The 22,653-nt window shown below is 76.6% G+C and carries 21 protein-coding genes and 4 tRNA genes; 14 read left to right on the top strand and 11 right to left on the bottom strand.

The genetic code is table 11. The features are described from left to right. Window positions 1-18: 18 nt before the first annotated feature. From GY42_RS01715 to bcp, 3 genes are all read right to left on the bottom strand, one after another. Complete coding sequence (locus tag GY42_RS01715) at window positions 19-633, bottom strand: hypothetical protein (protein WP_046528001.1); 615 nt, start codon at window positions 631-633, stop codon at window positions 19-21. Between the two features lie 53 nt (window positions 634-686). After that, a tRNA-Leu gene (locus tag GY42_RS01720) sits at window positions 687-772 on the bottom strand. 39 nt (window positions 773-811) lie between these two features. Continuing rightward, entirely contained in the window at window positions 812-1,285 is a 474-nt protein-coding gene (gene bcp, locus GY42_RS01725; protein WP_046528002.1) for a thioredoxin-dependent thiol peroxidase, read from the bottom strand. Between the two features lie 126 nt (window positions 1,286-1,411). On the opposite strand from bcp, the gene GY42_RS01730 reads away from it, so the two are divergent. The 3 genes from GY42_RS01730 to GY42_RS01740 all read left to right on the top strand — a co-directional run bounded on the left by GY42_RS01730 (window position 1,412) and on the right by GY42_RS01740 (window position 2,299). Continuing rightward, window positions 1,412-1,708, top strand: a complete 297-nt coding sequence (locus tag GY42_RS01730; protein ID WP_046530424.1) for a GroES family chaperonin — start codon at window positions 1,412-1,414, stop codon at window positions 1,706-1,708. A 182-nt stretch (window positions 1,709-1,890) separates the two neighbouring features. Beyond that, window positions 1,891-2,145: a hypothetical protein gene (locus GY42_RS01735; protein ID WP_046528003.1), complete on the top strand. Its 255-nt coding sequence runs from the start codon at window positions 1,891-1,893 to the stop codon at window positions 2,143-2,145. Between the two features lie 78 nt (window positions 2,146-2,223). Then, window positions 2,224-2,299, top strand: a tRNA-Lys gene (locus GY42_RS01740). Window positions 2,300-2,406: 107 nt separating this feature from the next. Here GY42_RS01740 and GY42_RS01745 read toward each other — a convergent pair. After that, a complete protein-coding gene (locus GY42_RS01745; RefSeq protein ID WP_046528004.1) occupies window positions 2,407-2,898 on the bottom strand; it encodes a DinB family protein in 492 nt (163 codons plus the stop codon). 91 nt (window positions 2,899-2,989) lie between these two features. On the opposite strand from GY42_RS01745, the gene GY42_RS01750 reads away from it, so the two are divergent. Beyond that, the gene (locus GY42_RS01750) at window positions 2,990-4,534 is read left to right on the top strand and encodes a dihydrolipoyl dehydrogenase family protein (RefSeq protein ID WP_046530425.1); all 1,545 of its coding nucleotides are present in this window, start codon (window positions 2,990-2,992) and stop codon (window positions 4,532-4,534) included. 96 nt (window positions 4,535-4,630) lie between these two features. Here GY42_RS01750 and GY42_RS01755 read toward each other — a convergent pair whose 3' ends face one another. The 3 genes from GY42_RS01755 to GY42_RS01765 form a co-directional block, all read right to left on the bottom strand. Then, window positions 4,631-5,641 (bottom strand): glycine betaine ABC transporter substrate-binding protein, encoded by a 1,011-nt coding sequence (locus tag GY42_RS01755; protein ID WP_046528005.1) that lies wholly within the window; start codon window positions 5,639-5,641, stop codon window positions 4,631-4,633. Between the two features lie 86 nt (window positions 5,642-5,727). Continuing rightward, window positions 5,728-6,525 carry an ABC transporter permease gene (locus GY42_RS01760; RefSeq protein ID WP_046528006.1) on the bottom strand — a complete coding sequence of 266 codons (798 nt, stop codon included), beginning with the start codon at window positions 6,523-6,525 and terminating at the stop codon, window positions 5,728-5,730. Then, entirely contained in the window at window positions 6,513-7,268 is a 756-nt protein-coding gene (locus GY42_RS01765; RefSeq protein ID WP_046528007.1) for an ABC transporter permease, read from the bottom strand. The genes GY42_RS01760 and GY42_RS01765 overlap by 13 nt, the downstream gene beginning before the upstream one ends. 147 nt (window positions 7,269-7,415) lie before the next feature. Between GY42_RS01765 and GY42_RS01770 the strand changes: the two genes are divergently transcribed. The 3 genes from GY42_RS01770 (at window position 7,416) to GY42_RS01780 (ending at window position 9,674) form a co-directional block, all read left to right on the top strand. After that, window positions 7,416-8,429, top strand: a complete 1,014-nt coding sequence (locus tag GY42_RS01770; protein WP_046528008.1) for an ABC transporter ATP-binding protein — start codon at window positions 7,416-7,418, stop codon at window positions 8,427-8,429. A 95-nt stretch (window positions 8,430-8,524) separates the two neighbouring features. Next, complete coding sequence (locus tag GY42_RS01775; RefSeq protein ID WP_046528009.1) at window positions 8,525-9,448, top strand: ATP-grasp domain-containing protein; 924 nt, start codon at window positions 8,525-8,527, stop codon at window positions 9,446-9,448. A gap of 150 nt (window positions 9,449-9,598) precedes the next feature. Then, window positions 9,599-9,674 (top strand) — tRNA-His (locus GY42_RS01780). Window positions 9,675-9,735: 61 nt separating this feature from the next. Here GY42_RS01780 and orn read toward each other — a convergent pair. From orn to GY42_RS01795, 3 genes are read right to left on the bottom strand one after another with little or no spacing between them, the layout of a single operon-like run. Next, window positions 9,736-10,413 carry an oligoribonuclease gene (orn, locus tag GY42_RS01785; protein WP_255430542.1) on the bottom strand — a complete coding sequence of 226 codons (678 nt, stop codon included), beginning with the start codon at window positions 10,411-10,413 and terminating at the stop codon, window positions 9,736-9,738. Between the two features lie 47 nt (window positions 10,414-10,460). Then, window positions 10,461-10,760 (bottom strand): hypothetical protein, encoded by a 300-nt coding sequence (locus GY42_RS01790; protein WP_152667202.1) that lies wholly within the window; start codon window positions 10,758-10,760, stop codon window positions 10,461-10,463. A 54-nt stretch (window positions 10,761-10,814) separates the two neighbouring features. Then, window positions 10,815-11,021 carry a hypothetical protein gene (locus GY42_RS01795; protein WP_046528012.1) on the bottom strand — a complete coding sequence of 69 codons (207 nt, stop codon included), beginning with the start codon at window positions 11,019-11,021 and terminating at the stop codon, window positions 10,815-10,817. A 188-nt stretch (window positions 11,022-11,209) separates the two neighbouring features. Here GY42_RS01795 and GY42_RS01800 point away from each other — a divergent pair, with 188 nt between their 5' ends. Then, window positions 11,210-12,691 (top strand): DUF2079 domain-containing protein, encoded by a 1,482-nt coding sequence (locus GY42_RS01800; protein WP_052748166.1) that lies wholly within the window; start codon window positions 11,210-11,212, stop codon window positions 12,689-12,691. 19 nt (window positions 12,692-12,710) lie between these two features. Here the strand turns inward: GY42_RS01800 and GY42_RS01805 are convergent. After that, window positions 12,711-12,783, bottom strand: a tRNA-Arg gene (locus GY42_RS01805). Between the two features lie 147 nt (window positions 12,784-12,930). Between GY42_RS01805 and GY42_RS01810 the strand changes: the two genes are divergently transcribed. The 6 genes from GY42_RS01810 (at window position 12,931) to GY42_RS01835 (ending at window position 22,649) form a co-directional block, all read left to right on the top strand. Next, window positions 12,931-14,652: a dynamin family protein gene (locus GY42_RS01810; protein ID WP_052748167.1), complete on the top strand. Its 1,722-nt coding sequence runs from the start codon at window positions 12,931-12,933 to the stop codon at window positions 14,650-14,652. Beyond that, entirely contained in the window at window positions 14,649-16,238 is a 1,590-nt protein-coding gene (locus tag GY42_RS01815) for a GTPase (protein WP_046528013.1), read from the top strand. Before GY42_RS01810 ends, GY42_RS01815 begins: the two co-directional genes overlap by 4 nt. Window positions 16,239-16,426: 188 nt before the next feature. Next, window positions 16,427-17,020, top strand: coding sequence for a single-stranded DNA-binding protein (locus GY42_RS18010; RefSeq protein ID WP_052748168.1), 594 nt, complete (start codon window positions 16,427-16,429; stop codon window positions 17,018-17,020). A gap of 141 nt (window positions 17,021-17,161) precedes the next feature. After that, entirely contained in the window at window positions 17,162-18,844 is a 1,683-nt protein-coding gene (gene ettA / locus GY42_RS01825; protein ID WP_046528014.1) for an energy-dependent translational throttle protein EttA, read from the top strand. Between the two features lie 143 nt (window positions 18,845-18,987). Then, complete coding sequence (locus tag GY42_RS01830) at window positions 18,988-21,060, top strand: dynamin family protein (protein ID WP_082131321.1); 2,073 nt, start codon at window positions 18,988-18,990, stop codon at window positions 21,058-21,060. Then, window positions 21,057-22,649, top strand: a complete 1,593-nt coding sequence (locus tag GY42_RS01835) for a GTPase family protein (RefSeq protein ID WP_046528015.1) — start codon at window positions 21,057-21,059, stop codon at window positions 22,647-22,649. Before GY42_RS01830 ends, GY42_RS01835 begins: the two co-directional genes overlap by 4 nt. Window positions 22,650-22,653 lie beyond the last annotated feature (4 nt).

Raw genomic sequence — 22,653 nt, forward strand, 5'->3', positions numbered from 1 at the left:
CGGAGCTGACCGCCGGCCTCAGGGCGCGACGTCGCGCGGCGCGGACGAGCGGGCCGCGAGCCGTGCGAGCAGGCGCTCACCTCCCGCGCCGTACCGGTCCGCGAAGTCGCGGGCGACGTCGGCGTCCTGCAGCTGCGCGAAGGTGCGGTCGTCGAGCTCCGGGTCGGCGTCGTCGGCGGAGTGCAGCCACACCCACAGCTCGCGCCCCGCGGCGTCACGCAGCTCGCCCTCGTCCCGGAGTCGACGCAGCGCCGTCACGACCCGGTCCTCGTAGTCGTGCCCGAGCTGCGCGTACGCGTCGTCGTCGAGCTCGGCGCCGGTGCCGTCGAGGGCCGCGCGGGTGCCCGAGAGCTCCCACAGCGCGCTCGTCACGCGCCCGGGTGCGACGTCGTCGGGGTCCTCGGCGGTCAGCGGCCACTCCGAGGCCGACCACGCGTACGCCGCGCGGTCCTCGCTCGGACCGGGCAGCGCCGCGAGCCACGTCGTCCCGGCCCCGGCCACGAAGAACCCGGTGAGGTCCTCGACCATCCCGCACGCCACGAGCGCGAGGGACTCGTCGGCCCCCCGGAGGTGGGCGATCCCGACCCGGAGGGTCGTGAGGATCGCGGCGTCGAGACGGGACAGGTCGTGCACGCGTCGACGGTAGCCGGACGCGAGGGAGGGCCGAGCGCGCCGCGCTGGACAGGTGGTGCGGGAGACGGGAGTCGAACCCGCACGCCCTTCCGGGCACCAGGACCTAAACCTGGCGTGGCTGCCGTTTCACCACTCCCGCGTGCTGCGAGTCTGGCACGCGCCGACCCGCCGCGTGGCGTCAGGCCGCGTCGATGCCGAGGTCGCGCCGCAGCTTCGCGACGTGCCCGGTGGCGCGCACGTTGTACTGCGCGAGCGCGACCTTGCCGTCCGGGTCGACGACGACGGTCGACCGGATCACGCCGGTGTACGTGCGGCCGTAGTTCTTCTTCTCGCCCCACGCGCCCCACGCCTCGAGCGTCGTGTGCTCGGTGTCCGACAGCAGGGGGAACGTCAGCGACTCGTCCTGCGCGAACTGCGCGAGCTTCCCGACCGGGTCGGGTGAGACGCCGACGACCTCGTACCCGGCGCCCTGCAGCGACGCGAGCGAGTCCCGGAAGTCGCACGCCTGCGTCGTGCAGCCCGGCGTCGCCGCGGCGGGGTAGAAGTACACGACGACGGAGCGTCCGCGCAGGTCGGCGAGCGAGACGGTGCCGCCCGTCGCGCTGGGGAGGGTGAGGTCGGGCGCGGTGTCGCCGACGGCGAGACGAGGCACTGTCACTCCTGCGGGTCGGGGCTGGGGACGACGTGCGCCAGCCTACGGCGCGTGCGGGGTAGCGTCGGCGGCGTGACTGCGCGCGACACCTCCCGGCCCACGAGCGCGGGCGAGCTCCCGCTGCGGATGCTCAACGACCGGCTCCTGGTCGAGCTCGACGACGAGGCGGCCGAGCGGCGCACGGGCGCCGGCATCCTCATCCCGTCGACCGCGGCGATGGGCAAGCGCCTCGCGTGGGCGACAGTCGTCGCCGCCGGCCAGCACGTGCGGCAGGTCGAGATGGGGGACCGCGTGCTGTTCGACCCCGAGGACCGCGCCGAGGTGGAGCTCACGGGGCGCACGTACCTGCTGCTGCGCGAGAAGGACGTCCACGGGGTCGCCGACCCGCGGGCGGGCGGCGAGGGCACGGGGCTGTACCTGTGACGACGGGTCGCTGACGGACCGTCCGGCCGCCGCTCGCGGGCCCGTCCGCGTGGACGTGACCCGCGCGACGTGTGAAACGTTCGTGAGAACGCGCCCTGGGGGTCTTTCCTCACGTGTCGGACGTTCCGATACCGCACCATGGGAAGGGGGCATCCACGGCGGGGACAGGACGAGGTGGACGGATGGACGGACGTGACGGCGGTGCCTCGGGCACCGGGGCGACGGAGCTGCCCGACGGCGACGAGCCGGTCGTGGTGGCCGGCGTGGACGCCGCGAGGCACGCGCAGGAGCTGTTGGCCGAGCACGTGCCGCTCGCGCTCATCGCCGACCTGCTGACGCCGACGGGCGACACCTCGGCCGAGATCCTCGCGTCCGAGGGGCTGCCGGAGGACGCCTGGTGGGACGAGCGCGAGGGCGGCGGCGCGTCGCACGCGTGAGGGTCGTCACACGACGGCCCGTGGAGGCGGTTCCGGTTCGCTCGCACGGCCCCGGTCCTGCTAATCTCTACGAGCCGCGCGCCTCTAGCTCAATTGGCAGAGCAGCTGACTCTTAATCAGCGGGTTCAGGGTTCAAGTCCCTGGGGGCGTACCAGCACTCAGCCCCGTCGGACGTCGTCCGACGGGGCTGAGTCGTTCCTGCGGGTCGCGCGCCGCGGGTCGAGGCCCCGCGGGACCGACCGCCGCTGCGCGTGACGCTCGTCACTCGCCGACGGCGCCGTCGATCCGCTCGCGCAGCAGGTCCGCGTGCCCGTTGTGCCGCGCGTACTCCTGCACGACCTTCGCGACGTGCCAGCCCACGCTGCGGCTGCCGCTGGGCACCGGCGCGGCGAGGTCCGCGTTCTCGGCCAGCAGCCGGTCGGCGAGGACGCGGTGCTCGTGCCACTGCGCCATCGACTCACCGACCATGGTGGGCGTGAGGTCGTCCACGTCGCCGTCGGGCGACTCCTCCGTGCAGTACAGGAGCGGGGCGGGTGACCCGCTCAGCGCGCCGACGAGGTAGTGCCGCTCCATCTCGGTGAGGTGCCGGACCAGCCCCAGCAGGCTCAGCGCGGACGGTGCGGCGGAGCGCCGTACGAGCGCGTCGTCGTCGAGCCCGGCGCACTTCGCGGCCAGCGCGTCGCGGTGGAACGCGAGCCAGCCGAGCAGGAGGGCGTCGAGAGGGCCGTCGGTGGGTTCGGGTGCACGTGCCATGCGTCCAGCCTGGCAGCGGGCGTGCGTCGGCGCGCGTCCTGCGACGGCCCCGACCGGGCTCGCCGGGCGGCCCGGCCTCGCACGCGCCACGATGGGCTCGGTCGCGAGGGACGGAGGAACCGTGGACGACGCGCGTGAGTTCGACGTGGTGGTGCTGGGTGCGGGGGCGGTGGGCGAGAACGTCGCCGACCGTGCGTCGCGGACCGGGCTGGACGTGGCGGTGGTCGAGGGCGCCCTGGTGGGCGGCGAGTGCTCCTACTGGGCGTGCATGCCGTCGAAGGCGCTGCTGCGGCCCGGCGACGCGCTCGCGGCCGCCCGCGCCGTGCCGGGTGCCGACACCGCCGTGACCGGGCCCGTCGACGTGAGCGCCGTCCTCGCGCGGCGTGACGAGGTCGCCGCGCACTGGGACGACGCCGGCCAGGTCGCGTGGGTCGAGGGCGCCGGGCTCACGCTGCTGCGCGGGCACGCGCGGTTCGCCGGGCCGCGGCGGCTCGTCGTCACGACGTCCGACGGCGACGTCACCGTGACCGCCCGGCGCGCGGTCGTGGTGGCGACGGGCTCGGTCGCCGTGGTGCCCGCGGCGCTGCGCGACGTCCGGCCCTGGACGAGCCGCGAGGCCACGTCCGCGCACGTCGTGCCGCGGCGGCTCGCGGTGGTCGGCGGCGGTGTCGTGGCGACCGAGATGGCCACGGCGTTCGCCGACCTCGGCGCCGAGGTGACGGTGCTCGTGCGCGGCGACCGGCTGCTGCCGTCCGCCGAGCCGTTCGCGGGCGAGGCCGTGCTGCGCAGCCTCGTCGACCGCGGTGTGCGGGTGTCCCTCGGCGCGCAGGTGACGTCCGCCTCGCGCGACGACGACGGCGTGCACCTCGTGGTCGAGCGGGTGACCGGCGACGACGACCGCGTCGGCGCCGCCGCGCCCGAGACCCTCACGGTCGACGAGGTGCTGGCGGCCACGGGCCGACGCCCCGCGACGGAGGACCTGGGCCTGGAGGCTCTCGGGCTGCGCCCCGGTGACGCGCTTCCTGTCGACGACGCGCTCGCGGTGCGGGGCGTCGACGGCGGGTGGCTGTTCGCGGCCGGCGACGTCACGGGCCGCACCGCCACCACCCACCAGGGCAAGTACGACGCGCGGGTCGTCGGCGACGTCGTGGCGGCACGGTTCGACCCGCGGCCCACCACGGACGTCGACGACGCCGCGCTCGCCGGCGGTGAGCCGCTGTCCCGCGCGGCGGAGGCCGCTGCGGGGGACTGGAGCCGGTACCGCGCGACCGCCGACCACGCCGCCGTGCCGCAGGTGGTCTTCACCCGACCGCAGGTCGCCTGGGTGGGGCGCACCGAGGCGCAGGCGCGCGCCGCCGGGCTCGACGTCGCCGTCGTCGCCTACGAGCTCGGCGACCTCGCGGGCGCCACGGTGACGGCGGTCGACTACCGCGGGCGCGCGCAGCTCGTCGTCGACCGCGCGCGGGACGTCGTCGTCGGGGCCACGTTCGTGGGGCCGGACGTCGCGGACATGCTGCACGCCGCGACCGTCGCGGTGGTGGGGGAGGTGCCGCTGTCGCGGCTGTGGCACGCGGTGCCGTCCTACCCGACCCTCAGCGAGGTGTGGCTGCGCCTGCTGGAGACCGCAGGACGCTGAGGCGCGGGCACCGCCGGGTGAGTTCTCTGCCGGGCCGGGCACGCCGACGGCGCGGCACCGCGGTGAGCGGTGCCGCGCCGTCGGGCGTGCTCGGTGTCAGGCGTCCGACGCGAGCGACCCGTCCGACGAGGTCACGAGCCCGAGCGTCGCGTCGCCCTGCCGCACGGCCTGGCCGATGAGGGCGAAGTCGAACGACTTGAACTCGCCGATCTCGAGGCCGTAGGTGTCCTCGAGGCCGATCTGGCAGAACGGGCGCTCGGGGCACTCGGGCGGGCCCGCGAGGACGATGCCGCCGCACGCCGCCGCGAGGTCGGACAGGGTCGTGAGGTCGTGCTCCTGCGCGAACTCGGCCGTGACGGCGAACGCGTTCTGGTCCTGCGCGGCGGACGCCTCGCCGACGACGAGCCCGCTCTGCTCGGCGAGCGGCGTGAGCGCGGCGACCGTCTCGTCGACGTCGCTCGACGCGACCGACGGCGCGTCGGCGCCGTTGACCTGGCCGTTGAGGAACGTCGCGAGCGTCGCGGCGTACTCGGGCACGACCGCGAGCTCGCCGGACTGCAGCGCGGGCAGGTACGTCTCGCGCGCGCCGATGGTCTGCGCCTGCGCGTCGAACCCGGCGCTGCGCAGCACGGCCGCGTAGATCTCGGCGAGCGTGATGCTCTCGGAGAAGTTCGCGGCACCGACCGTGAGGCTCGTGCCCGTGCCCACGGACGTGTCGGTCGCGGCGAGCCCGTTGTCGGCGACGTACTCGGTCGCGACCTCGCTCGACGTGCGGCGGTCCACGTCGACGGCCTTGTTCAGGGCGATGAGCCCGTCGGTGTCCATCGACGCCGAGACCTTGTCGAGCAGCTCGAGGACCTGCGGGTGGTCGGCCGCGACCTGCGCGTTGACGGCCGGGATGACGTTGTCGGCGTTCTGCAGGCCCTTGTCGTCCTTCAGCACGACGAGGCTCTCGCCCGCGACGGGCTCGCAGGTGGCGAGGCCGGAGCTGCTGGTGGGCTGGCTGGCCGCCTGGCCGCCGCCCGATCCGGGCGTGCCGCACGCGCCGAGCGCGAGGGTCGCGACGGCGAGGACGCCGAGCGTGCGGGTGCGCTGGCTGATGCGCATGGGGTTCTCCTGTCGTGGCGGTGCGACCGCAGGGGATGGCCCGTGCGGTGGTCGGCCGGGTGCGGGGACCCGGTCCGGTGGGGTGGTCATGGCGCGGGTGCCGCACCGTTCGACGCGGCACCATTCGATCCGGTGGCCGGGGGCGCGGCAACCGGAGCGCGGCGCCGCCGGGGCGCGGAGGTGCGGGCGGCGGCGCGGGAGTCGGCCGCCGCGGCGCGGTCCAGCGCGCGCAGGCCGCGCGGCGCGACGCCGCGCTCGGCGAGCGCGAGCAGCCCCTCGACGGCGAGGCAGAGCCCGGCCACGAGGATGCCGCCCGCGAGCGCCTGCCCGTAGCGCTGCGTCGCGAAGCCGGTCACGACGATCGTGCCCAGGCTGGTGCCGCCGACGAGGGCCGCGAGCGGCACGGTGGCGAGCACCTGCACGGCTCCCGTGCGGATCCCAGCCGCGATCAGGGGCGTCGCGAGCGGCATCTCCACGCTCCACAGCACGCGCGCGCCCGACATGCCCAGGCCCCGCGCGGCGTCGCGCACGTCGTCGTCCACGCCGCCCACGCCAGTCACCGCGTTGGCGAGGATCGGCGGCACCGCGAACACGGCGCACGCGATCGCGGTGGCGACGTTGCCGAACCAGCCGCTCGCGGCGAGCAGCGTCAGCAGCGCGAGGGTGGGCAGCGCGCGCGTCGTGTTGGCCACGACGACGCCGACCGTCGCGCCACGCCGGCGGTGCCCGAGCCACAGGCCGGCGGGCAGCGCGACGAGCAGCGCGAGCCCGACCGCGGCGGCGGAGACGAGCAGGTGCGCGCTCGCCAGCTCGAGCACGCCGCGGCGCCCGGTCCAGTTGAGGGGGTCGTTGAGCCAGCGGAAGGCCTCGCTCAGGATGTCCACGCGGCCTCCTCCTGCGGTCCGGCGCCGTCGAGGCGGCCGGCGGCGTCGCTCGTCGGCCCGCCGCGGCGCCGGGCCGACGAGCGGCGCCACGGCGTGAGCAGGCGCCCGACGAGCGCGAGCAGCAGGTCCGCGACGAGCGCGAGGACGAGGCACAGCACCGTGGCCGTCATCACCTCGGCGTGGTAGTTGCTGCGGAACCCGCGGAACATCAGCTGACCGAGCCCGCCGTACCCGACGACGACGCCCACGGTCACCAGCGCGACGGTGCTCACGGTCGCGAGCCGCAGCCCGGTGACGATCGCCGGGACGGCTTGCGGCAGCTCGACGCCCAGCAGCAGGCGCCACCGTCCGTAGCCCATGCCGCGCGCGGCGTCCCGCACCGCGGGGTCGACGCCCTGGAGCCCGACCAGCACGTTGCGCACGAGCACGAGCAGGGCGTAGAGGACGAGCCCGATGAGCACCGTGGTGCGCCCGATGCCCGTGTACGGCGCGAGCACCGCGAACAGCGCGAGCGAGGGCACCGTGTACAGCACGCCCGTACCCGCGAGCACCGGGCCCGCGAGGCGGGGTCGCACGTGCGCGAGCGCCGCGAGGGGCAGCGCGACGAGCAGCGCGATGAGCACGGCCTGGAGCGTGAGGGTCGCGTGCTGCTGCGTGTAGCGCAGCACGTCGCCCCCGTTGCGCTCGAGGTAGTCCCACGAGAACCACGGGTTGGCGGCCGCGGCGACCGGTCCGGCGTGCATGGGTGGGAACCTAGCGAGCCCCACCCACACCCGCGCGCCGAGCGCACCGCGGGCGGGCACGGGCCGGCCCCGACGGCGGTCGCCGCCGGGCGTCCGCGGGCGGTGCCGCCGCGCGGCTGTCGGAGCGGCCCGCTAGCGTCACGTGCCGTGAGCACCGACGTGGCCATCCGGTTCGACGCCGTCCGCAAGGAGTACGCGGGCGCCGTGGCCGTCGACGACCTCTCGCTGTCCGTGCGGCGCGGCGAGCTGCTGGTGCTGGTCGGCCCGTCGGGCTGCGGCAAGTCGACGACGCTGCGCATGGCGAACCGCCTCGTCGAGCCGTCGGGGGGCCGCATCCTGCTGGGCGACGAGGACGTCACCGACGTCGACCCCGTCGCGCTGCGCCGCCGCATCGGCTACGTCATCCAGAACGTCGGGCTGTTCCCGCACCGCACCGTCGCGCAGAACGTCGCGACGGTGCCCGGGCTCCTGGGGTGGGACCGGCGGCGCACGCGCGAGCGCGTCGACGAGCTGCTCACGCTCGTGGGGCTCGATCCCGCGCGGTACGCGGCGCGCTGGCCGCACGAGCTGTCGGGCGGCGAGCGCCAGCGCGTCGGCGTCGCGCGTGCGCTCGCGACCGACCCGCCCGTGCTGCTCATGGACGAGCCGTTCGGCGCGGTCGACCCCGTGGGGCGTGCACGCCTCCAGCACGAGTTCATCCGGCTGCAGCGTGACCTCGGCACGACCGTGATGATGGTCACGCACGACATCGACGAGGCCGTCCGCATGGCGGACAGGGTCGTCGTGCTCAGCCGCGGCGCGCACGTCGAGCAGCTCGCGTCGCCGCTCGAGGTCGTCGCGCGGCCCGCGTCGCCCGCGGTGGCCGACCTCGTCGGCCGCGGCCGCACCGCGCGGCTCCTCGCCCTCGGGCGCCTCGAGCGGTCCGACCTCGACGACGTCGCCGACGCGCCCGTCGCCGCGGGCGCACCGGTCCGCCTCGGCAGCGAGCTCGGCGACCTCGTCTCCGCGCTCACCGAGACGACCGGGGCCGCGCCGGACGGCGCTCTGCCCGTCGTCGACGACGACGGTCGCACCGTCGGGCGTGCGAGCGCCGCGACCGTGGTGCGCGCGCTGCGCCGCCTGACGGCGCAGGACCCCGAGCCGGCGGACCGCACCGCCTGAGGCGCGCTCGGCGCTCGTGGCGGCCGGTGTGCACGTCGCCCGGCGGTCACACGACGGGAGCACGTGCGTCACACGCCGTGGGTAAGGTGCCTGACGTGAGCGAACCCACCGCACGTCTCGCCCTCGCCACCTGCGCCGAGCTGCCCGACCTCGACCCCGACGACCTGCCGCTGCGCGCCGCGCTCGCCGACCGCGGCGTCGCGACGGACGTCGTGGTGTGGGACGACCCGACCGTGGACTGGGCGGCGTACCCGCACGTGCTGATCCGCTCCACGTGGGACTACACCGACCGGCCGACGCAGTTCTCGGACTGGACGCGGCGCGTCGAGCGGACCTCGACGCTGCTCAACCCGGCCGACGTCGTGACGTGGAACATCGACAAGACCTACCTGCGCGACCTCGAGCAGCGGGGCATCCCGATCGTCCCGACGATCTGGCTCGACCCCGAGCGCAACCTCGACGCCCGGGCGATCCACACGCGGTTCCCGGCGTTCGGCGACTTCGTCATCAAGCCGACGGTCAGCGCGGGCTCGCGCGACACCGGCCGGTACGACGCGGGTGTCACGCCGTCGCGGTCGCTCGCGATCACGCACGCGAAGAACCTCCTCGCGGTCGGCCGGCGGGTCATGCTGCAGCGCTACCTCACGAAGGTCGACACGCAGGGCGAGACCGCGCTGGTCTACGTCGACGGCGAGTTCAGCCACTCCGTCCGCAAGGGCCCGCTGCTCGAGGGGCCGTACCGCGCGGGGGACCAGGAGGGCGTGCTGTTCCGCGAGGAGGTCATGGCCGCGCGCGAGGCCACGCCCGAGGAGCGCGAGGTCGGCGACCGGGTCGTCGCGGAGCTCGCGCGCGTGTTCCCGGACCGGGCGCCGCTGCTGTACACGCGCGTCGACCTCATCCCCGACGACGAGGACGCGCCCGTCGTCCTCGAGGTCGAGCTCGCCGAGCCGTCGTTGTTCTTCGAGCACTCGCCGGGTGCCGCGGAGCGGTTCGCTGAGGCGGTCGCGCGGCGGCTGTGACGCGCGCCGCACCGCCTCGCCGCCCCGCGCGCGGGATCGGATGACGGCGTGGGCGCTCGCACCCGCTACACTCGTCGTCGGCCCGCCGCGCGCGACGGGTCCGGTCCCGTTGTCCGGCTCGCTCGCGAGCCCGGTCCGGTGGGCACCGTGGTGGCTATAGCTCAGTAGGTAGAGCACCTGGTTGTGGTCCAGGGGGTCGCGGGTTCAAGTCCCGTTAGCCACCCCAGCACGAAGGGCGCCGGTCCGAGGACCGGCGCCCTTCGGCGTACCCGGGGTCGGGCGCGGGCTCAGGCGCCCGGCAGCACGCCCCGCTTGACGGACGTCGCGACGACCTCGGCCGCGACCTTGCGGGCCTGCGCCGAGTCGGGGCCGGGCTGCGCGGGCAGGAGCGCCGCGCGGTAGTAGCGCAGCTCGTCGATGCTCTCGAGGATGTCGGCCAGCGCGCGGTGGCCGCCCTTCTTCTCCGGCGCCGCGAAGTACACGCGGGGGTACCACCGGCGCGCGAGCTCCTTGATCGACGACACGTCGACGATCCGGTAGTGCAGGTGCCCGACGAGGTCGGGCATGTCGCGGTCGAGGAAGGCCTTGTCGGTGCCCACCGAGTTGCCGGCGAGCGGGGCCTTGCCCGGGTCGGGCACCCACGCGCGCACGTACTCGAGCACCTGCGCCTGCGCCTCCTCGAGCGTCACGCCGTGCTCGAGCTCGGGCAGCAGGCCCGACGTGGTGTGCATGGTCCGCACGAAGTCGCCCATCTGCTCGAGCGCGCCGGGCGGCGGCTTGACGATGACGTCGACGCCCTCGCCGAGCACGGTGAGCTCGGAGTCCGTGACCACGGCGGCCACCTCGACGAGCGCGTCGTGCACGAGGTCGAGGCCGGTCATCTCGCAGTCGACCCACACGATGCGGTCGGAGCTGGCGTGCCCTCCTCCCGTCGTGGTGGGGGAGGCGGGGGCGGGGCTCGTCACGTCGTCGTCGGTGCTGCTCACGTGAGCAAGCCTAGGACCCGCGGCGCTCAGGCGGCGTCGGACGGGTCGGGGCGGTGCGTCCCGGGGGTCGTGCGCGGTGCTGCGGCGGGCGGCGGGGCCGGCACGGTGCGCGCGAGCGCGGCGGCGGCGGTGACCACGGCGGCGGTGCCGAGTCCCGTCAGGCGGGCGGACGCGGCGGACGTGCCGGCCCAGAGCGTCGCGCAGGACGTGACCCCGCCGGCGAGGGCGCCGAGCACGAGGTGCCCGGCCCAGCGGAGCGCGCCGTCCGCGAGCCGTCGTGCCCAGGGAGATCGAGGGGCCGCGTCACGGCCGGCGTGCCGTCCCATCACGAACGACGCCCGCCCGCTGCGGGGAGGCGGCGGGCGGGCGTGGGCACGCGGTCATCGTGCCATCGGAGCGGTCGCGACGGGCGCGGTCCGGCGAGCCGGTGCGCCGACGGTGCGACGTGCGCGACGCGCGCCGTCGGCGGACCGGGCGGTGCGGCCGCGCAGGCCGGTGCGGCGCGTGCGGGCGTCGGCGAGAGCGGTGCGGCGCAGCCGCTCGTGGTGCTCGTCGAGCGCGGTGTCGTAGACGGTCAGGGGATGCATGGTGTGCTCCTGCGGGCATGCCGGGGCGCACCCCGGTCGGGGGTGTCCTCGTGGTGGATGGGTGCCCCTACTGCACCAGGCGCGGCCCCGCGGTGGCGAGGCATTTCCCGCACGGTCGGGGCGTCGTGGAAGGATGCGGCCGACCGGCGGCGGGCGTCCGCCCGCCCGGTGCGCGAGGGAGAGGTGACGTGCCGGCGCGACCCGACCCCGCACCGTCCGACCCCGCGCCGGTCGGCGCGCCACCGGTCGACACCGCGCCCGGCCCGCCGGCACCGCGGCGCCGTACGGCCGTCGCTCTCGCCCGCCGGGTGCGGACCCTCGCTCCGGCGTGGGGGCTGCCGACCGCCGTCGGCGCCTTCGTCGCCGCGCTGTGCACCGTGTACTCGCTCGCGCAGTGGGACGCGTTCGTCGTGAAGTCCTGGGACCTGGGGATCTTCACGCAGCTCGCGGCCCGCTACGCCCACCTCGAGGCGCCCGTCGTCCACGTCAAGGGACCCGACTACCACCTGCTGGGCGACCACTTCCACCCGCTGCTGGTGCTGCTGGGGCCCGTGTACGCCGCGTTCCCGTCGGCGCTCACCCTGCTGGTCGTGCAGAACGTCCTGCTCGGGGTCGCGGCCGCGGTCGTCACGCGCGCCGCGGTGCCGCTGCTCGGGCGGGTCGTCGGCGGGCTCGTCGGGCTCGCCTTCGGGCTGAGCTGGGGGCTGCAGTACGCGGTCGAGGCGCAGTTCCACGAGATCGCGTTCGCGGTGCCGCTGCTGGCCGTCGCGCTCGCCGCCGTGCTGCGCGAGCGGTGGCGCACGGCCGTCGTCGCCGGTGCGCTGCTCGTGCTGGTCAAGGAGGACCTGGGACTGACGACGGCCGTGCTGGGCCTGCTGGTCGCCTGGCGCGCGCGGCGCGCGGCGTACCTGTGGCTGTCGGCGTGGGGCGTCGGCGCGTTCGTGCTCGCGACGCGCGTCGTGCTGCCCGCGCTCAACCCCGCCGGCGAGTGGGCCTACGGGTCGCGGCTCGACGTGCTGGCGGCCCTGTCGGACCCGCTCGCGCTGTACGCGCCCGCCAAGGCGTACACGCTCTGGCTGCTGGTGGTCGTGACGGGCGGGATCGCGCTGCGGTCGCCGTTCGTGCTGGTCGCCGGCCCGACGCTCGCGTGGCGCTTCCTGTCCGCCGAGCCCGGCTACTGGGCGCCGACCTGGCACTACAGCGCCGTGCTCATGCCGATCGCGTACCTCGCGATGCTCGACGGGATCGACCGCGCCCGCCGCGGCCGGGTGGGGTGGCTGCGCCGGTACGCGCGGTACGCGCCGGCGGTCGGGCTCACGGCGACGCTCGTGCTGCTGCCGCAGTGGCCGCTGTGGCAGCTGACGAACCCCGGCCTGCACTTCGCGGCGCCGCGCGCCGACGCCGCCCGGGCGACGCTCGCGGCGGTGCCCGACGGGGTGGTCGTCGAGACCGACGTCGGCCTCATGTCGTACCTCGTCGACCGCACCGACGTGTACTACCTCGGCAACCGCAACCCCGTGCCCGACTACCTCGTCATCGACCGCGTCGGCGGCGGCACGCCCCAGGAGTGGGGCGACGTCCTGCAGGTCGCGCGGCTGCTGCACCCCGACGCGACGTTCGAGGTCGTGCACGTGCAGGACGGGTACGAGGTCGCCCGCGCGGTCGGGTGACGGCCCGCGGCGACCACGGCGCCCCCGGCAGGACTCGAACCTGCAACCGACGGATTAGAAGGCCGTTGCTCTATCCATTGAGCTACGGGGGCTGGTGCTCCCCAGCCTAGTGGTGGGGCTCGCGGCGGCCGTCGTGAGGTCGCGGCGCGCGCCTCGGCCCCCGCGGGTGTGACGAGTCCGTGGCGTGTCACCCGCGTGCCGCGTTTGGCCTGGTCAGATGTGGCACCGACAATGGTGCCGTGAGTGCGCAGCCCGGGACCGAGCCTGCGCGGGCGCCCGCGCCCGCGTCGGGCCGCGTCGCGCCCTCCTCGCCGGGCTGGGCCGCGTCCCCGGCGGCCGTCGAGATGCTCGCGCGCCCGCTCGCGCAGACGTCGCTGCTGGACGCGGTGCGCGACCTGCGCCGCGACGTCGACGCGACCGCGTTCCCGCTGGAGATCCCGGGCGTCGACGCCGCGCGCGGGTCCCGTGCACGGCTCGTCGACCAGCTCGACGAGCACCTCGTGCCGCGTCTGACGGAGCTGTCCGCCCCGGCGGTCGTGGTCGTCGCCGGGTCGACCGGCGCCGGCAAGTCGACGCTGGTCAACTCGCTGGTCGGCCAGGAGGTGACCGCGGCGGGCGTGCTGCGCCCCACGACGCGCCAGCCCGTGCTGGTGCACCACCCGCTGGACACGGACCTGCTGTCGCACCACCCGGTGCTCGCGGAGGTCGAGGCGGTCGCGGTCGACACCGTGCCGCGCGGCATCGCGATCCTCGACGCGCCCGACCTCGACTCGGTGCTCGACTCCAACCGCGACACCGCGCACCGGCTGCTCGAGGCGGCCGACCTGTGGCTCTTCGTCACGACCGCGGCGCGGTACGGCGACGCGCTGCCGTGGCAGGTCCTCGAGGCCGCCGTGGAGCGCTCGACGTCGGTCGCGATGGTCCTCAACCGGGTGCCGGCCGCGTCGCTGCCGACCGTGCGCGGCGACCTGCTGGACCGGCTGCGCGTGCACGGCCTGGCCGGCTCGCCGCTGTTCGTCATCCCCGACGTGGGTCCCCACGCCGGGCCCCTCGTGCCCAGCACGGTCGCACCCGTGCTGCGGTGGCTCACGATGCTGGCCGGCCCGGACCGTGCCCGCACGGTCGTCGCGCGCACGCTGCGCGGGGCCCTCGACGCGCTGCGCCCGTGGGTCGACGAGCTCGCCGAGGCCGTGCAGGACCAGGTGGACGCCGCCGCGCGCATCGCCGAGGTGCTCGACGCCGCGACCGCGGAGCCGTCGGACGCCGCGGCGGACACGGTCGGTGCGGGCGCCGTCGCCGACGGCGCGGTGCGCGCCCGGTGGGCCGAGCTGCGCGCCGCACGGGCCCCGTTCGCGCGGCTCGTCGGCCGCTCGGGCCGCGTGCGGGGCTCCGCGCGCGCCGGGCGGGCACGGTCCGCCGCCGCGGCCCCGATGCTGGCCGACCTCACCGAGTCGGCGACCGCGGTGCTGACGGCGATCGGGCAGCGCGGCGAGGAGACCCTGCGTCACGCGCTCACGGGCCCCGCGGCGCCCGCCGGGGCGGCGTCCGTCCTGGCGCGGTGGCCCGCGCACGACGGCACCCGCGCGGCGGCGGCCGAACGGGCCGCCCGCGCGTGGGTGGGCGAGGGGGCGCGCGCCGTGCGCAGCACGCTCGCGGCGGGCACGGGCGACGCGCGGCGTCGCGAGCAGGTCGCCCGGGCCGTCGGCGAGGACGGGCTGGCGGCGCTCGCGCTCGCGGCCGCGGCGGGCGTCGACGACGCCGCCGAGGTCGCCCGCACGCTCCTCGGCGAGGCCGGCGACACGCTCGTCGCGACGCTGCGCGAGGACCTCGTGCGGCGCGCCCGCGCGCAGGTCGACGTCGAGCGCGCGGCGGCGGACGCCGCGCTCGACGACCAGGACCTCGCCGCCGACGCGTCGTCGCGGCTGCGGCTGCGCCTCGCCGTCCTCAAGGGGCTGACGTGAGCGACGACCCGACCACGACCACGGTGCCGACCGTGCCCGGCGACGCGTCGCGGACCGCAGCGCGTCCCGTGCCGGCGGAGGACGCGCCGGCCCCGGGCGGCGCACCGGCCGGCGCCGTCCGGGGCGCCGTCACCGCGGAGCTCGAGGAGCGCGTCGTCGCGCTCGGCGGCGCGCTCGCGGCGGGTGGCGACCGGCTCGACCCCGAGGTCGTCGAGCGGGTCGAGGCGACCGTCGAGCGCGTCCGGGAGCGCCTCGCGCTGGGCGTCGACCACACGGTCGTCGCGCTCGCGGGCGGCACGGGCTCGGGCAAGTCGAGCCTCTTCAACGCGGTGAGCGGGCTGCGGTTCGCCGACGTGGGCGTGCGCCGACCGACGACGTCGCGCGTCACGGCCTGCGTGTGGGGCGGTGACGGCGACGACCTGCTCGACTGGATCGGCGTCGACGACGAGCACCGCATCGAGCGCGAGAGCCTGCTCGACGGCGACCGCGAGGCGTCGCTGCGCGGCCTGGTGCTGCTCGACCTGCCGGACCACGACTCGATCGCGCCCGAGCACCGCGACGTCGTCGACCGCGTGCTGCCGCAGGTCGACCTGCTCGTGTGGGTCGTCGACCCGCAGAAGTACGCCGACGACGCGCTGCACTCGGGCTACCTGCGGCGCATGACCGGCCGGGACGCGTCGATGCTGGTGGTGCTCAACCAGGTCGACACGGTGCCCGCGGACGTGCGTGGCGACCTCGTGGCCGACGTGCGGCGCCTGCTCGTCGAGGACGGTCTGCCCGACGTGCGCGTGCACGAGGTGTCGACCGTCACGGGCGAGGGCGTCGCGGAGCTGCGCGACGTGCTCGCCGCGGCGGTCGCGCAGCGGTCCGGCGCCGCCGTGCACGCGGACGCCGAGGTGGCTGACGCGGCGCGGCTCGTGCGCTCGCAGGTCGCGGCGCGGGACCCCGCGCCGGGTGCGCTCGCGCTCGGCGTGGTCGTGGACCGGCTGGCGTCGGCCGCCGGTCTGGCGGCCGTGGGCGCGGCCGTCGCCGCGGCGGTGCGCGGCGGTGCGACGCGTGCCCCCGGGCTGGGTGACGTGCACGCCGACGGTGTCGGCCTGGCGCGCGCGTCGTGGCTGTCCGGCATCACGCAGGGTCTGCCGTCGCGGTGGTCGGCGGACCTGCGCGAGCGGGTCGCGACGACGGCCGAGCTGCGGCTGGCGGTCACGGACGCGCTCGCGCACGTGCCGCTCGCGGTGCGGCGCTCGCGCGCGGCCGACGCGCTGCTCGGGGTCGCCGCCGTGGCGGCGCTCGGTGCGCTCGTCCTCGCGGGCCTGCTGGTCGCGGACGGTGCCGGCGCCGCGGTGCCGTGGGTGCCCACGGGCGTCCTGGTCGGCGCCGCGGTGGCCGCCGCCCTCGTGCTGCTGGTCGCGTCGTCGCTCGTGCGGCGACGTGCGGCGGTGCGGCGTGGCGCGCGGGTCGTGGCGGACGGACGCTCGGCGCTCGAGTCGGTCGCGCGGGTGCGGCTGCTGGCCCCCACGCAGGACGTCCTCGCGGAGCACCGCCAGGTGCGCGAGCTCGCGCAGCGCGCGGGCGCCGGCGACTGAGCGCACGGCCGGTCGCCCCCGCCGGGTGACGCCTCGACGACCCCGCGTCGTCACCCAGCCGACCACGGTCCCGTCACGTGCGACGGCGTCCGCGGCGCGGTCCCCGTGACGCGTGGCGCACCGCCGTGCGCGGCCACGATGGCCGCACACGCCCCGGATCCCCGGGGCCTCGCGGACAGGGGACAGGCATGGGAACGCACACGCAGGACGTGACGGTCGTCGGGTGGGTCGGGTCCGACCTGCGCAGCTACCACCTCGACGGGCTCGGCGGCGTGCCGTACGCGCAGTTCCGGCTCGCGTCGACCCGCCGGGTGGTCGACCGCGAGAACGGCGGCTTCCGCGACGGCCCGACGCTGTGGTTCACGGTGAAGGCCTGGCGCACGGCGGCCACGAACCTCGCGGCGTCGCTGCGTAAGGGCGACCCCGTGGTCGTCGTGGGGCGGCTGGCGCAGTCCGAGTGGGTCGCGCAGGACGGTGCGTCGCGCTCCGAGCTCGTGCTCGAGGCGCTGTCCGTGGGGCACGACCTCACGTTCGGCACGGCGCAGTTCCGGCGCTCCCTGGGCGGCGGCCGGCGGCGCGACGACGAGCCGGGCGCGGCCGACGTCACGGCCCTGGGCGAGCGGCCCGCCGTGCTGGCCGACGACCCGTGGGCCGCGGCGGCGGAGCCGACGGCCTCCGACGAGCCGGACGAGGCGGCGGACATGGCCGACGACCTCGTGGGGATCGACGACGCGGCGCCCGACGAGACGCGCGCCGTGCCGGCGCTGGCCGGACGCGCCTGATCGCCTAGGCTGGTGGATCGGCATCCGGCGCCGCCGGCCGGCGCCCGCGCACCCCGACGTCCGTGCACCTCGTGCACGCGGGTGCGCGCGCGTCCCGGCCCGCGGCGCCACCACGACTCACCAGGAGCGGACGAGCACCCAGTGGCTGAGTTCATCTACAGCATGTACAAGGCGCGCAAGGCGCACGGCGACAAGGTCATCCTCGACGACGTCTCCCTCAACTTCCTGCCCGGCGCCAAGATCGGCGTCGTCGGCCCGAACGGTGCGGGCAAGTCGACGATCCTCAAGATCATGGCGGGCCTCGACCAGCCGTCGAACGGCGAGGCCCGGCTGTCGCCCGGCTACACGGTCGGCATCCTGCAGCAGGAGCCGCCGCTGAACGAGGAGAAGACGGTCCTCGGCAACGTCGAGGAGGGCGTCGCCGAGATCAAGGGCAAGCTCGACCGCTACAACGAGATCTCGGCGCTGATGGCCGAGCCGGACGCGGACTTCGACGCGCTGCTCGCCGAGATGGGCCAGCTCCAGGAGGCCATCGACGCGGCCGACGCGTGGGACCTCGACGCCCAGCTCGAGCAGGCGATGGACGCGCTGCGCTGCCCGCCTGCCGACGCCGACGTGAGCGTGCTGTCCGGTGGTGAGCGCCGCCGCGTCGCGCTGTGCAAGCTCCTGCTCGAGAAGCCCGACCTGCTGCTGCTCGACGAGCCCACCAACCACCTCGACGCCGAGTCGGTGCTGTGGCTCGAGCAGCACCTGCAGCAGTACCCGGGCGCGATCCTCGCGGTCACGCACGACCGGTACTTCCTCGACCACGTCGCGGAGTGGATCTGCGAGGTCGACCGCGGCCGCCTCTACCCGTACGAGGGCAACTACTCGACGTACCTGGAGAAGAAGCAGGAGCGCCTGCAGGTCCAGGGCAAGAAGGACGCCAAGCTCGCCAAGCGCCTCAAGGAGGAGCTGGAGTGGGTGCGGTCGAACGCCAAGGGGCGCCAGACCAAGTCGAAGTCGCGTCTCGCGCGGTACGAGGAGATGGCGGCCGAGGCCGAGCGGACGCGGAAGCTGGACTTCGAGGAGATCCAGATCCCGCCGGGCCCGCGACTGGGCAACGTCGTCCTCGAGGCGACCGACCTGCAGAAGGGCTTCGACGGGCGTCAGCTCATCGACGGGCTGAGCTTCACGCTGCCGCGCAACGGCATCGTCGGCGTCATCGGCCCCAACGGCGTCGGCAAGACGACGCTGTTCAAGACGATCGTCGGCCTCGAGCCGCTCGACGCGGGCGACCTGAAGATCGGCGAGACCGTCAAGATCTCGTACGTCGACCAGTCGCGCGGCGGCATCGACCCCAAGAAGACGCTGTTCGAGGTCGTCTCGGACGGGCTCGACTTCCTCAAGGTCGGCAACGTCGAGATCCCGTCGCGCGCGTACGTCGCGTCGTTCGGCTTCAAGGGCCCGGACCAGCAGAAGCCCGCGGGCGTGCTGTCCGGCGGTGAGCGCAACCGCCTCAACCTCGCGCTCACCCTCAAGCAGGGCGGCAACCTCCTGCTGCTCGACGAGCCCACCAACGACCTCGACGTCGAGACGCTCGGCTCGCTCGAGAACGCGCTGCTCGAGTTCCCCGGCTGCGCCGTGGTCGTGTCGCACGACCGGTGGTTCCTCGACCGTGTGGCGACGCACATCCTCGCCTACGAGGGCACCGAGGAGAACCCGGCCAGCTGGTACTGGTTCGAGGGCAACTTCGCCTCCTACGAGGAGAACAAGGTGCAGCGCCTCGGCGCCGACGCGGCACGTCCGCACCGCGTGACGTACCGCAAGCTGCGCCGCGACTGACCGCGGGCCGGGCGGTCGCGGGGACGCCGCACGCGGCGCCGCCGTGACCGCTCGTCCACCGACCGCAGGGCCCGGACGGCACGTGCGTCCGGGCCCTGCGGCGTCACCGGGCCGCGCGTCGCGCCCTCGGGCAGACTGACGCCATGACGGAGCCCGAGGTCAGCGGCCCGGGGCGCGCCGCGCCCGCCGACGCGCCGCCGACCGGGGCGGCGGCGCTCGTCGCCGCGCTCGAGACGCTGCGCACCCGGCTCGGTGCGCTCGTCCTCGCGCTCGACGCACCGGGAGTCGACGCCGCGCGCGCCGAGCGCGCCGCGGTCCTCGCGCAGCTCGACGACTACCTCCTGCCGCGACTGCGGGCGCAGGACGCACCCCTGCTCGTCGTCGTGGGCGGCTCGACCGGCGCAGGCAAGTCCACGCTGGTGAACTCGCTCCTCGGGGAGCCGGTCTCCGCACCGGGCGTCCTGCGTCCCACGACGCGCGCGCCCGTCCTCGTGCACCACTCGCTCGACGCGCGGTGGTTCTCGACCGACCGCGTCCTGCCCGGGCTTGCCCGCGTGACCGCGCACACGGGCGCGGGAGCCGTCGACGACGCACGGGACGCCGGCGGGCGTGCCCTCCGGCTCGTGGCGTCGGCCGCCCTGCCCCGCGGCCTCGCGCTGCTCGACGCGCCGGACGTCGACTCGGTGGACGCCGAGAACCGTCGGCTCGCCGTGCAGCTGCTCGACGCGGCGGACCTCTGGCTGTTCGTCACCACCGGTGCGCGCTACGCCGACGCCGTGCCGTGGGACCTGCTGCACCGCGCGGCGCAGCGCCACGCGCAGGTCGCGCTCGTCGTCTCCCGCCTCGACCCCGGCACGGACGAGGTCGTCGACGACCTGCGTCGCCTCATGGACGAGCACGACCTCGCCGCGGCGCCCCTGTTCGCCGTCCCGGAGTCGGTCACCCCCGACGGTCTGCTGCCCGAGACCGCGGTCGCCCCGGTCGCGCGGTGGCTCACCGACCTGGGTGCGGACGCCGACGCGCGCGACCGCGTCGCGACCGCGACGCGCGACGGCGTCGTCGACGACCTCGTGCGACGCGCCGACGCGCTCGCCGACGAGGCCGACCGGCAGGCGGCGACCGACGCACGGCTGCGCGCCGCCGTCGCGGGCGCGTACGACGACGCGGCCGCGCAGGTGCGCGCCGCCACCTCCGACGGGGCGATGCTGCGCGGCGAGGTGCTCGACCGCTGGCAGGAGCTCGTCGGCACGGGTGACCTGCTGCGCTCCGTCGAGCACGGCGTGGGCCGCGCACGCGACGCCCTCGCGCGCGTGCTGCGCGGCCGCCCCGCCCCGGCGCCACGCGTCGAGCAGGCCATCGCGCACGGGCTCGGCGCCGTCGTCCTCGACGCCGCCGACGCGGCAGCGGTGCGCGCGCACGCCGCGTGGCGCGGGGACGCGGCGGGTGCCGCGCTGCTGCCGGACCTCGACCTGTCGCGCGCGTCCGCGACGCTGCGCGCGCAGGTCGACGCCGAGGTCCGCGGCTGGCAGGCCGACGTGCTCGACCTGGTCCGGGAGCAGGGCGCGCAACGGCGCGGCACGGCCCGCTACCTGTCGTTCGGCGTCAACGCGGCGGGCGTGAGCCTCATGGTGCTCGCGTTCGCGTCCACGGGCGGTCTGACGGGCGTCGAGGTCGGGATCGCCGGCGGTACGGCCGTGGTCGCGCAGAAGCTGCTCGAGGCCGTGTTCGGCGACGACGCGGTGCGACGGCTCACGGCGCTCGCGCGCGAGCGGCTGGACGTGCGCGTGGACGCGCTGCTGCGGGCCGAGGCCGAGCGGTACACCGCGCAGCTCGACGCGCTCGGCACGCGTGACGCGTCCGGTGCGACGGTGCGCACCGCCACGCGGGCGGTCGAGCGCGCCGCGCGCGACGAGCGAGCGGCACGGGCGCCCGGCGCGGGGGCGCCGGCGACCGGTGGCGGCACGTTGCGTGGGGCGGGGTCGGCCGTCGCCGTGCCGTCGCGCGGCGGTGCCCAGGTCGGGGGACGACGGACCGAGGCCGTGGCCGCGGACGTCGCACCGCGTGCGGGCTTCTGGCGCCGCCTGCTCGGTGGTCGCACGAGCGAGCGCGACGCGGCTCGCGGCGACGGCACCCGCGGGCGCGAGACGCGCGACGCCCCGACCCGCGACGCCGCCGACGGCGACGCGTCCGACGGCACGCCCCGGGGCGACGCGTGAGCCCGACCCTCGCGCAGCGCGCGGACGCGCTCGCCGCCGCCCTCGACGCCGCGGGCGACCGGCTGCCGTCGACCGTCACGGACGCACCGCGCGCGCTGCTGACGCGCGTGCGCGAGCGCGCGGGCCTGTCGGCCGAGCACACGGTCGTCGCGCTTGCGGGTGCGACGGGCTCGGGGAAGTCGAGCCTGCTCAACGCGCTCGCGGGCGCCGACCTCGCCGGCACGGGCGTGCGCCGACCGACGACGTCGCACCCGTCCGCCGTCGTGGTCGGGTCGCCGCCGGGCGGGGGCGACCCCGGCCCGCTGCTCGACTGGCTCGAGGTCGCGCGGCGGCACGCGGTCGCGGCGGGGCCGGGCCTGCCCGCGGGGCTCGTGCTGCTCGACCTGCCCGACCACGACTCGGTGGTCGTCGAGCACCGCGAGCGCGCGGACCGGCTGGTCGCGCGGGCGGACCTGCTGGTGTGGGTCGTCGACCCGCAGAAGTACGCCGACGCCGCGCTGCACGAGGGCTACCTGCGCGGGTTGGCGGGCCGCGACGACGTCGTGGTGCTGGTCCTCAACCAGGCCGACCGCCTGGGCCCGGCGGAGCGGGACGCGGTGCTCGCCGACCTGGCGCGCCTCGCGGCGGCGGACGGTCTGCCGCGGGCGCGCGTGCTCGCGGCCTCGGCGCGCACGGGTGACGGCGTGGACGCGTTGCGTGATCTCGTGCGGGTCGCGGCCGAGCGTCGGGAGTCGACGACCCGGCGGTTCGGCGCGGACCTGCGCGCCGCGGCCCGGGAGGTCGCCGACGCGTGCGGAACCACCGCGTCGCGGCGACCCCGCGCGGTCGTCGCGGACGGCCTGGTCGACGCGCTCGCGGCCGCCGCCGGGGTCCCCACCGTGGTCGACGCCGTGCGGCGCTCCGCGGTCCGCAGGGCAGGCGCCCACATCGGCTGGCCGCCCGTGCGGTGGCTCGCGCGGCTGCGTCCGGACCCGCTGCGGCGCCTGCACCTGGGACCGCGGCCTGCGGCCGAGGCGGAGGTGTCCCGCACGTCGCTGCCGCCCGCGGGCGCCGCGCAGCGGGCCGCCGCCGCGACGGCGGTGCGGGACCACGTCGACGCGGCGCTGGCGGGCGCGCCGGACGCGTGGGTGCTCGCGGCGCGCGCCCGCGTCGACGTGGCGGCGCTGCCGGACGCGCTCGACCACGCGGTGGCGCGCACGCCGCTGCTGCCGCCCGCACCGGCCCGCTGGTGGCGTGCCGTGGGCGCGCTGCAGGCGCTGCTGCTCGCCGCGGCGGTCGCGGGCGCGCTGTGGCTGGGCGGGCTCGCGCTGCTGGCCTACCTGCGGCTGCCGGAGCCGGTCACGCCCGTGTGGGGTCCGCTGCCTGCCCCGACCGCGCTGCTGCTGGGCGGTCTGGTCGGCGGGGTGCTGCTCGCGCTGCTCGGGTCGATCGGCGCGCGCCTCGGTGCCCGACGGCGCGCGGGGGCGGCCGCGCGGCGCCTGCGCGCGGCCGTCGCCGACGTCGCGGAGCGGCTCGTGCTTGCGCCGCTCGCGGCCGAGACCGACGCGCTCGCGGCGTGCCGCGGGGCCGCGCTCAGGGCCGCGGCCTGAGACC

Origin of the sequence: Cellulomonas sp. FA1 (genome assembly GCF_000986825.1) — a bacterium.
GTDB classification, from domain to species: Bacteria; Actinomycetota; Actinomycetes; order Actinomycetales; family Cellulomonadaceae; genus Cellulomonas; species Cellulomonas iranensis.

What these genes read in the sequence shown, in the direction of transcription:
- GY42_RS01765 (WP_046528007.1), bottom strand. Translation starts at nt 7,268, where the DNA reads ATGCACGCCGGACCGGTCGCCGCGGCCGCCAACCCGTGGTTCTCGTGG.
- GY42_RS01830 (WP_082131321.1), top strand. Translation starts at nt 18,988, where the DNA reads ATGACGGAGCCCGAGGTCAGCGGCCCGGGGCGCGCCGCGCCCGCCGAC.
- GY42_RS01795 (WP_046528012.1), bottom strand. Translation starts at nt 11,021, where the DNA reads ATGCATCCCCTGACCGTCTACGACACCGCGCTCGACGAGCACCACGAG.
- GY42_RS01745 (WP_046528004.1), bottom strand. Translation starts at nt 2,898, where the DNA reads ATGGCACGTGCACCCGAACCCACCGACGGCCCTCTCGACGCCCTCCTG.
- GY42_RS01730 (WP_046530424.1), top strand. Translation starts at nt 1,412, where the DNA reads ATGCTCAACGACCGGCTCCTGGTCGAGCTCGACGACGAGGCGGCCGAG.
- GY42_RS01755 (WP_046528005.1), bottom strand. Translation starts at nt 5,641, where the DNA reads ATGCGCATCAGCCAGCGCACCCGCACGCTCGGCGTCCTCGCCGTCGCG.
- GY42_RS01735 (WP_046528003.1), top strand. Translation starts at nt 1,891, where the DNA reads ATGGACGGACGTGACGGCGGTGCCTCGGGCACCGGGGCGACGGAGCTG.
- GY42_RS18010 (WP_052748168.1), top strand. Translation starts at nt 16,427, where the DNA reads ATGGGAACGCACACGCAGGACGTGACGGTCGTCGGGTGGGTCGGGTCC.
- GY42_RS01790 (WP_152667202.1), bottom strand. Translation starts at nt 10,760, where the DNA reads ATGGGACGGCACGCCGGCCGTGACGCGGCCCCTCGATCTCCCTGGGCA.
- GY42_RS01750 (WP_046530425.1), top strand. Translation starts at nt 2,990, where the DNA reads ATGGGCTCGGTCGCGAGGGACGGAGGAACCGTGGACGACGCGCGTGAG.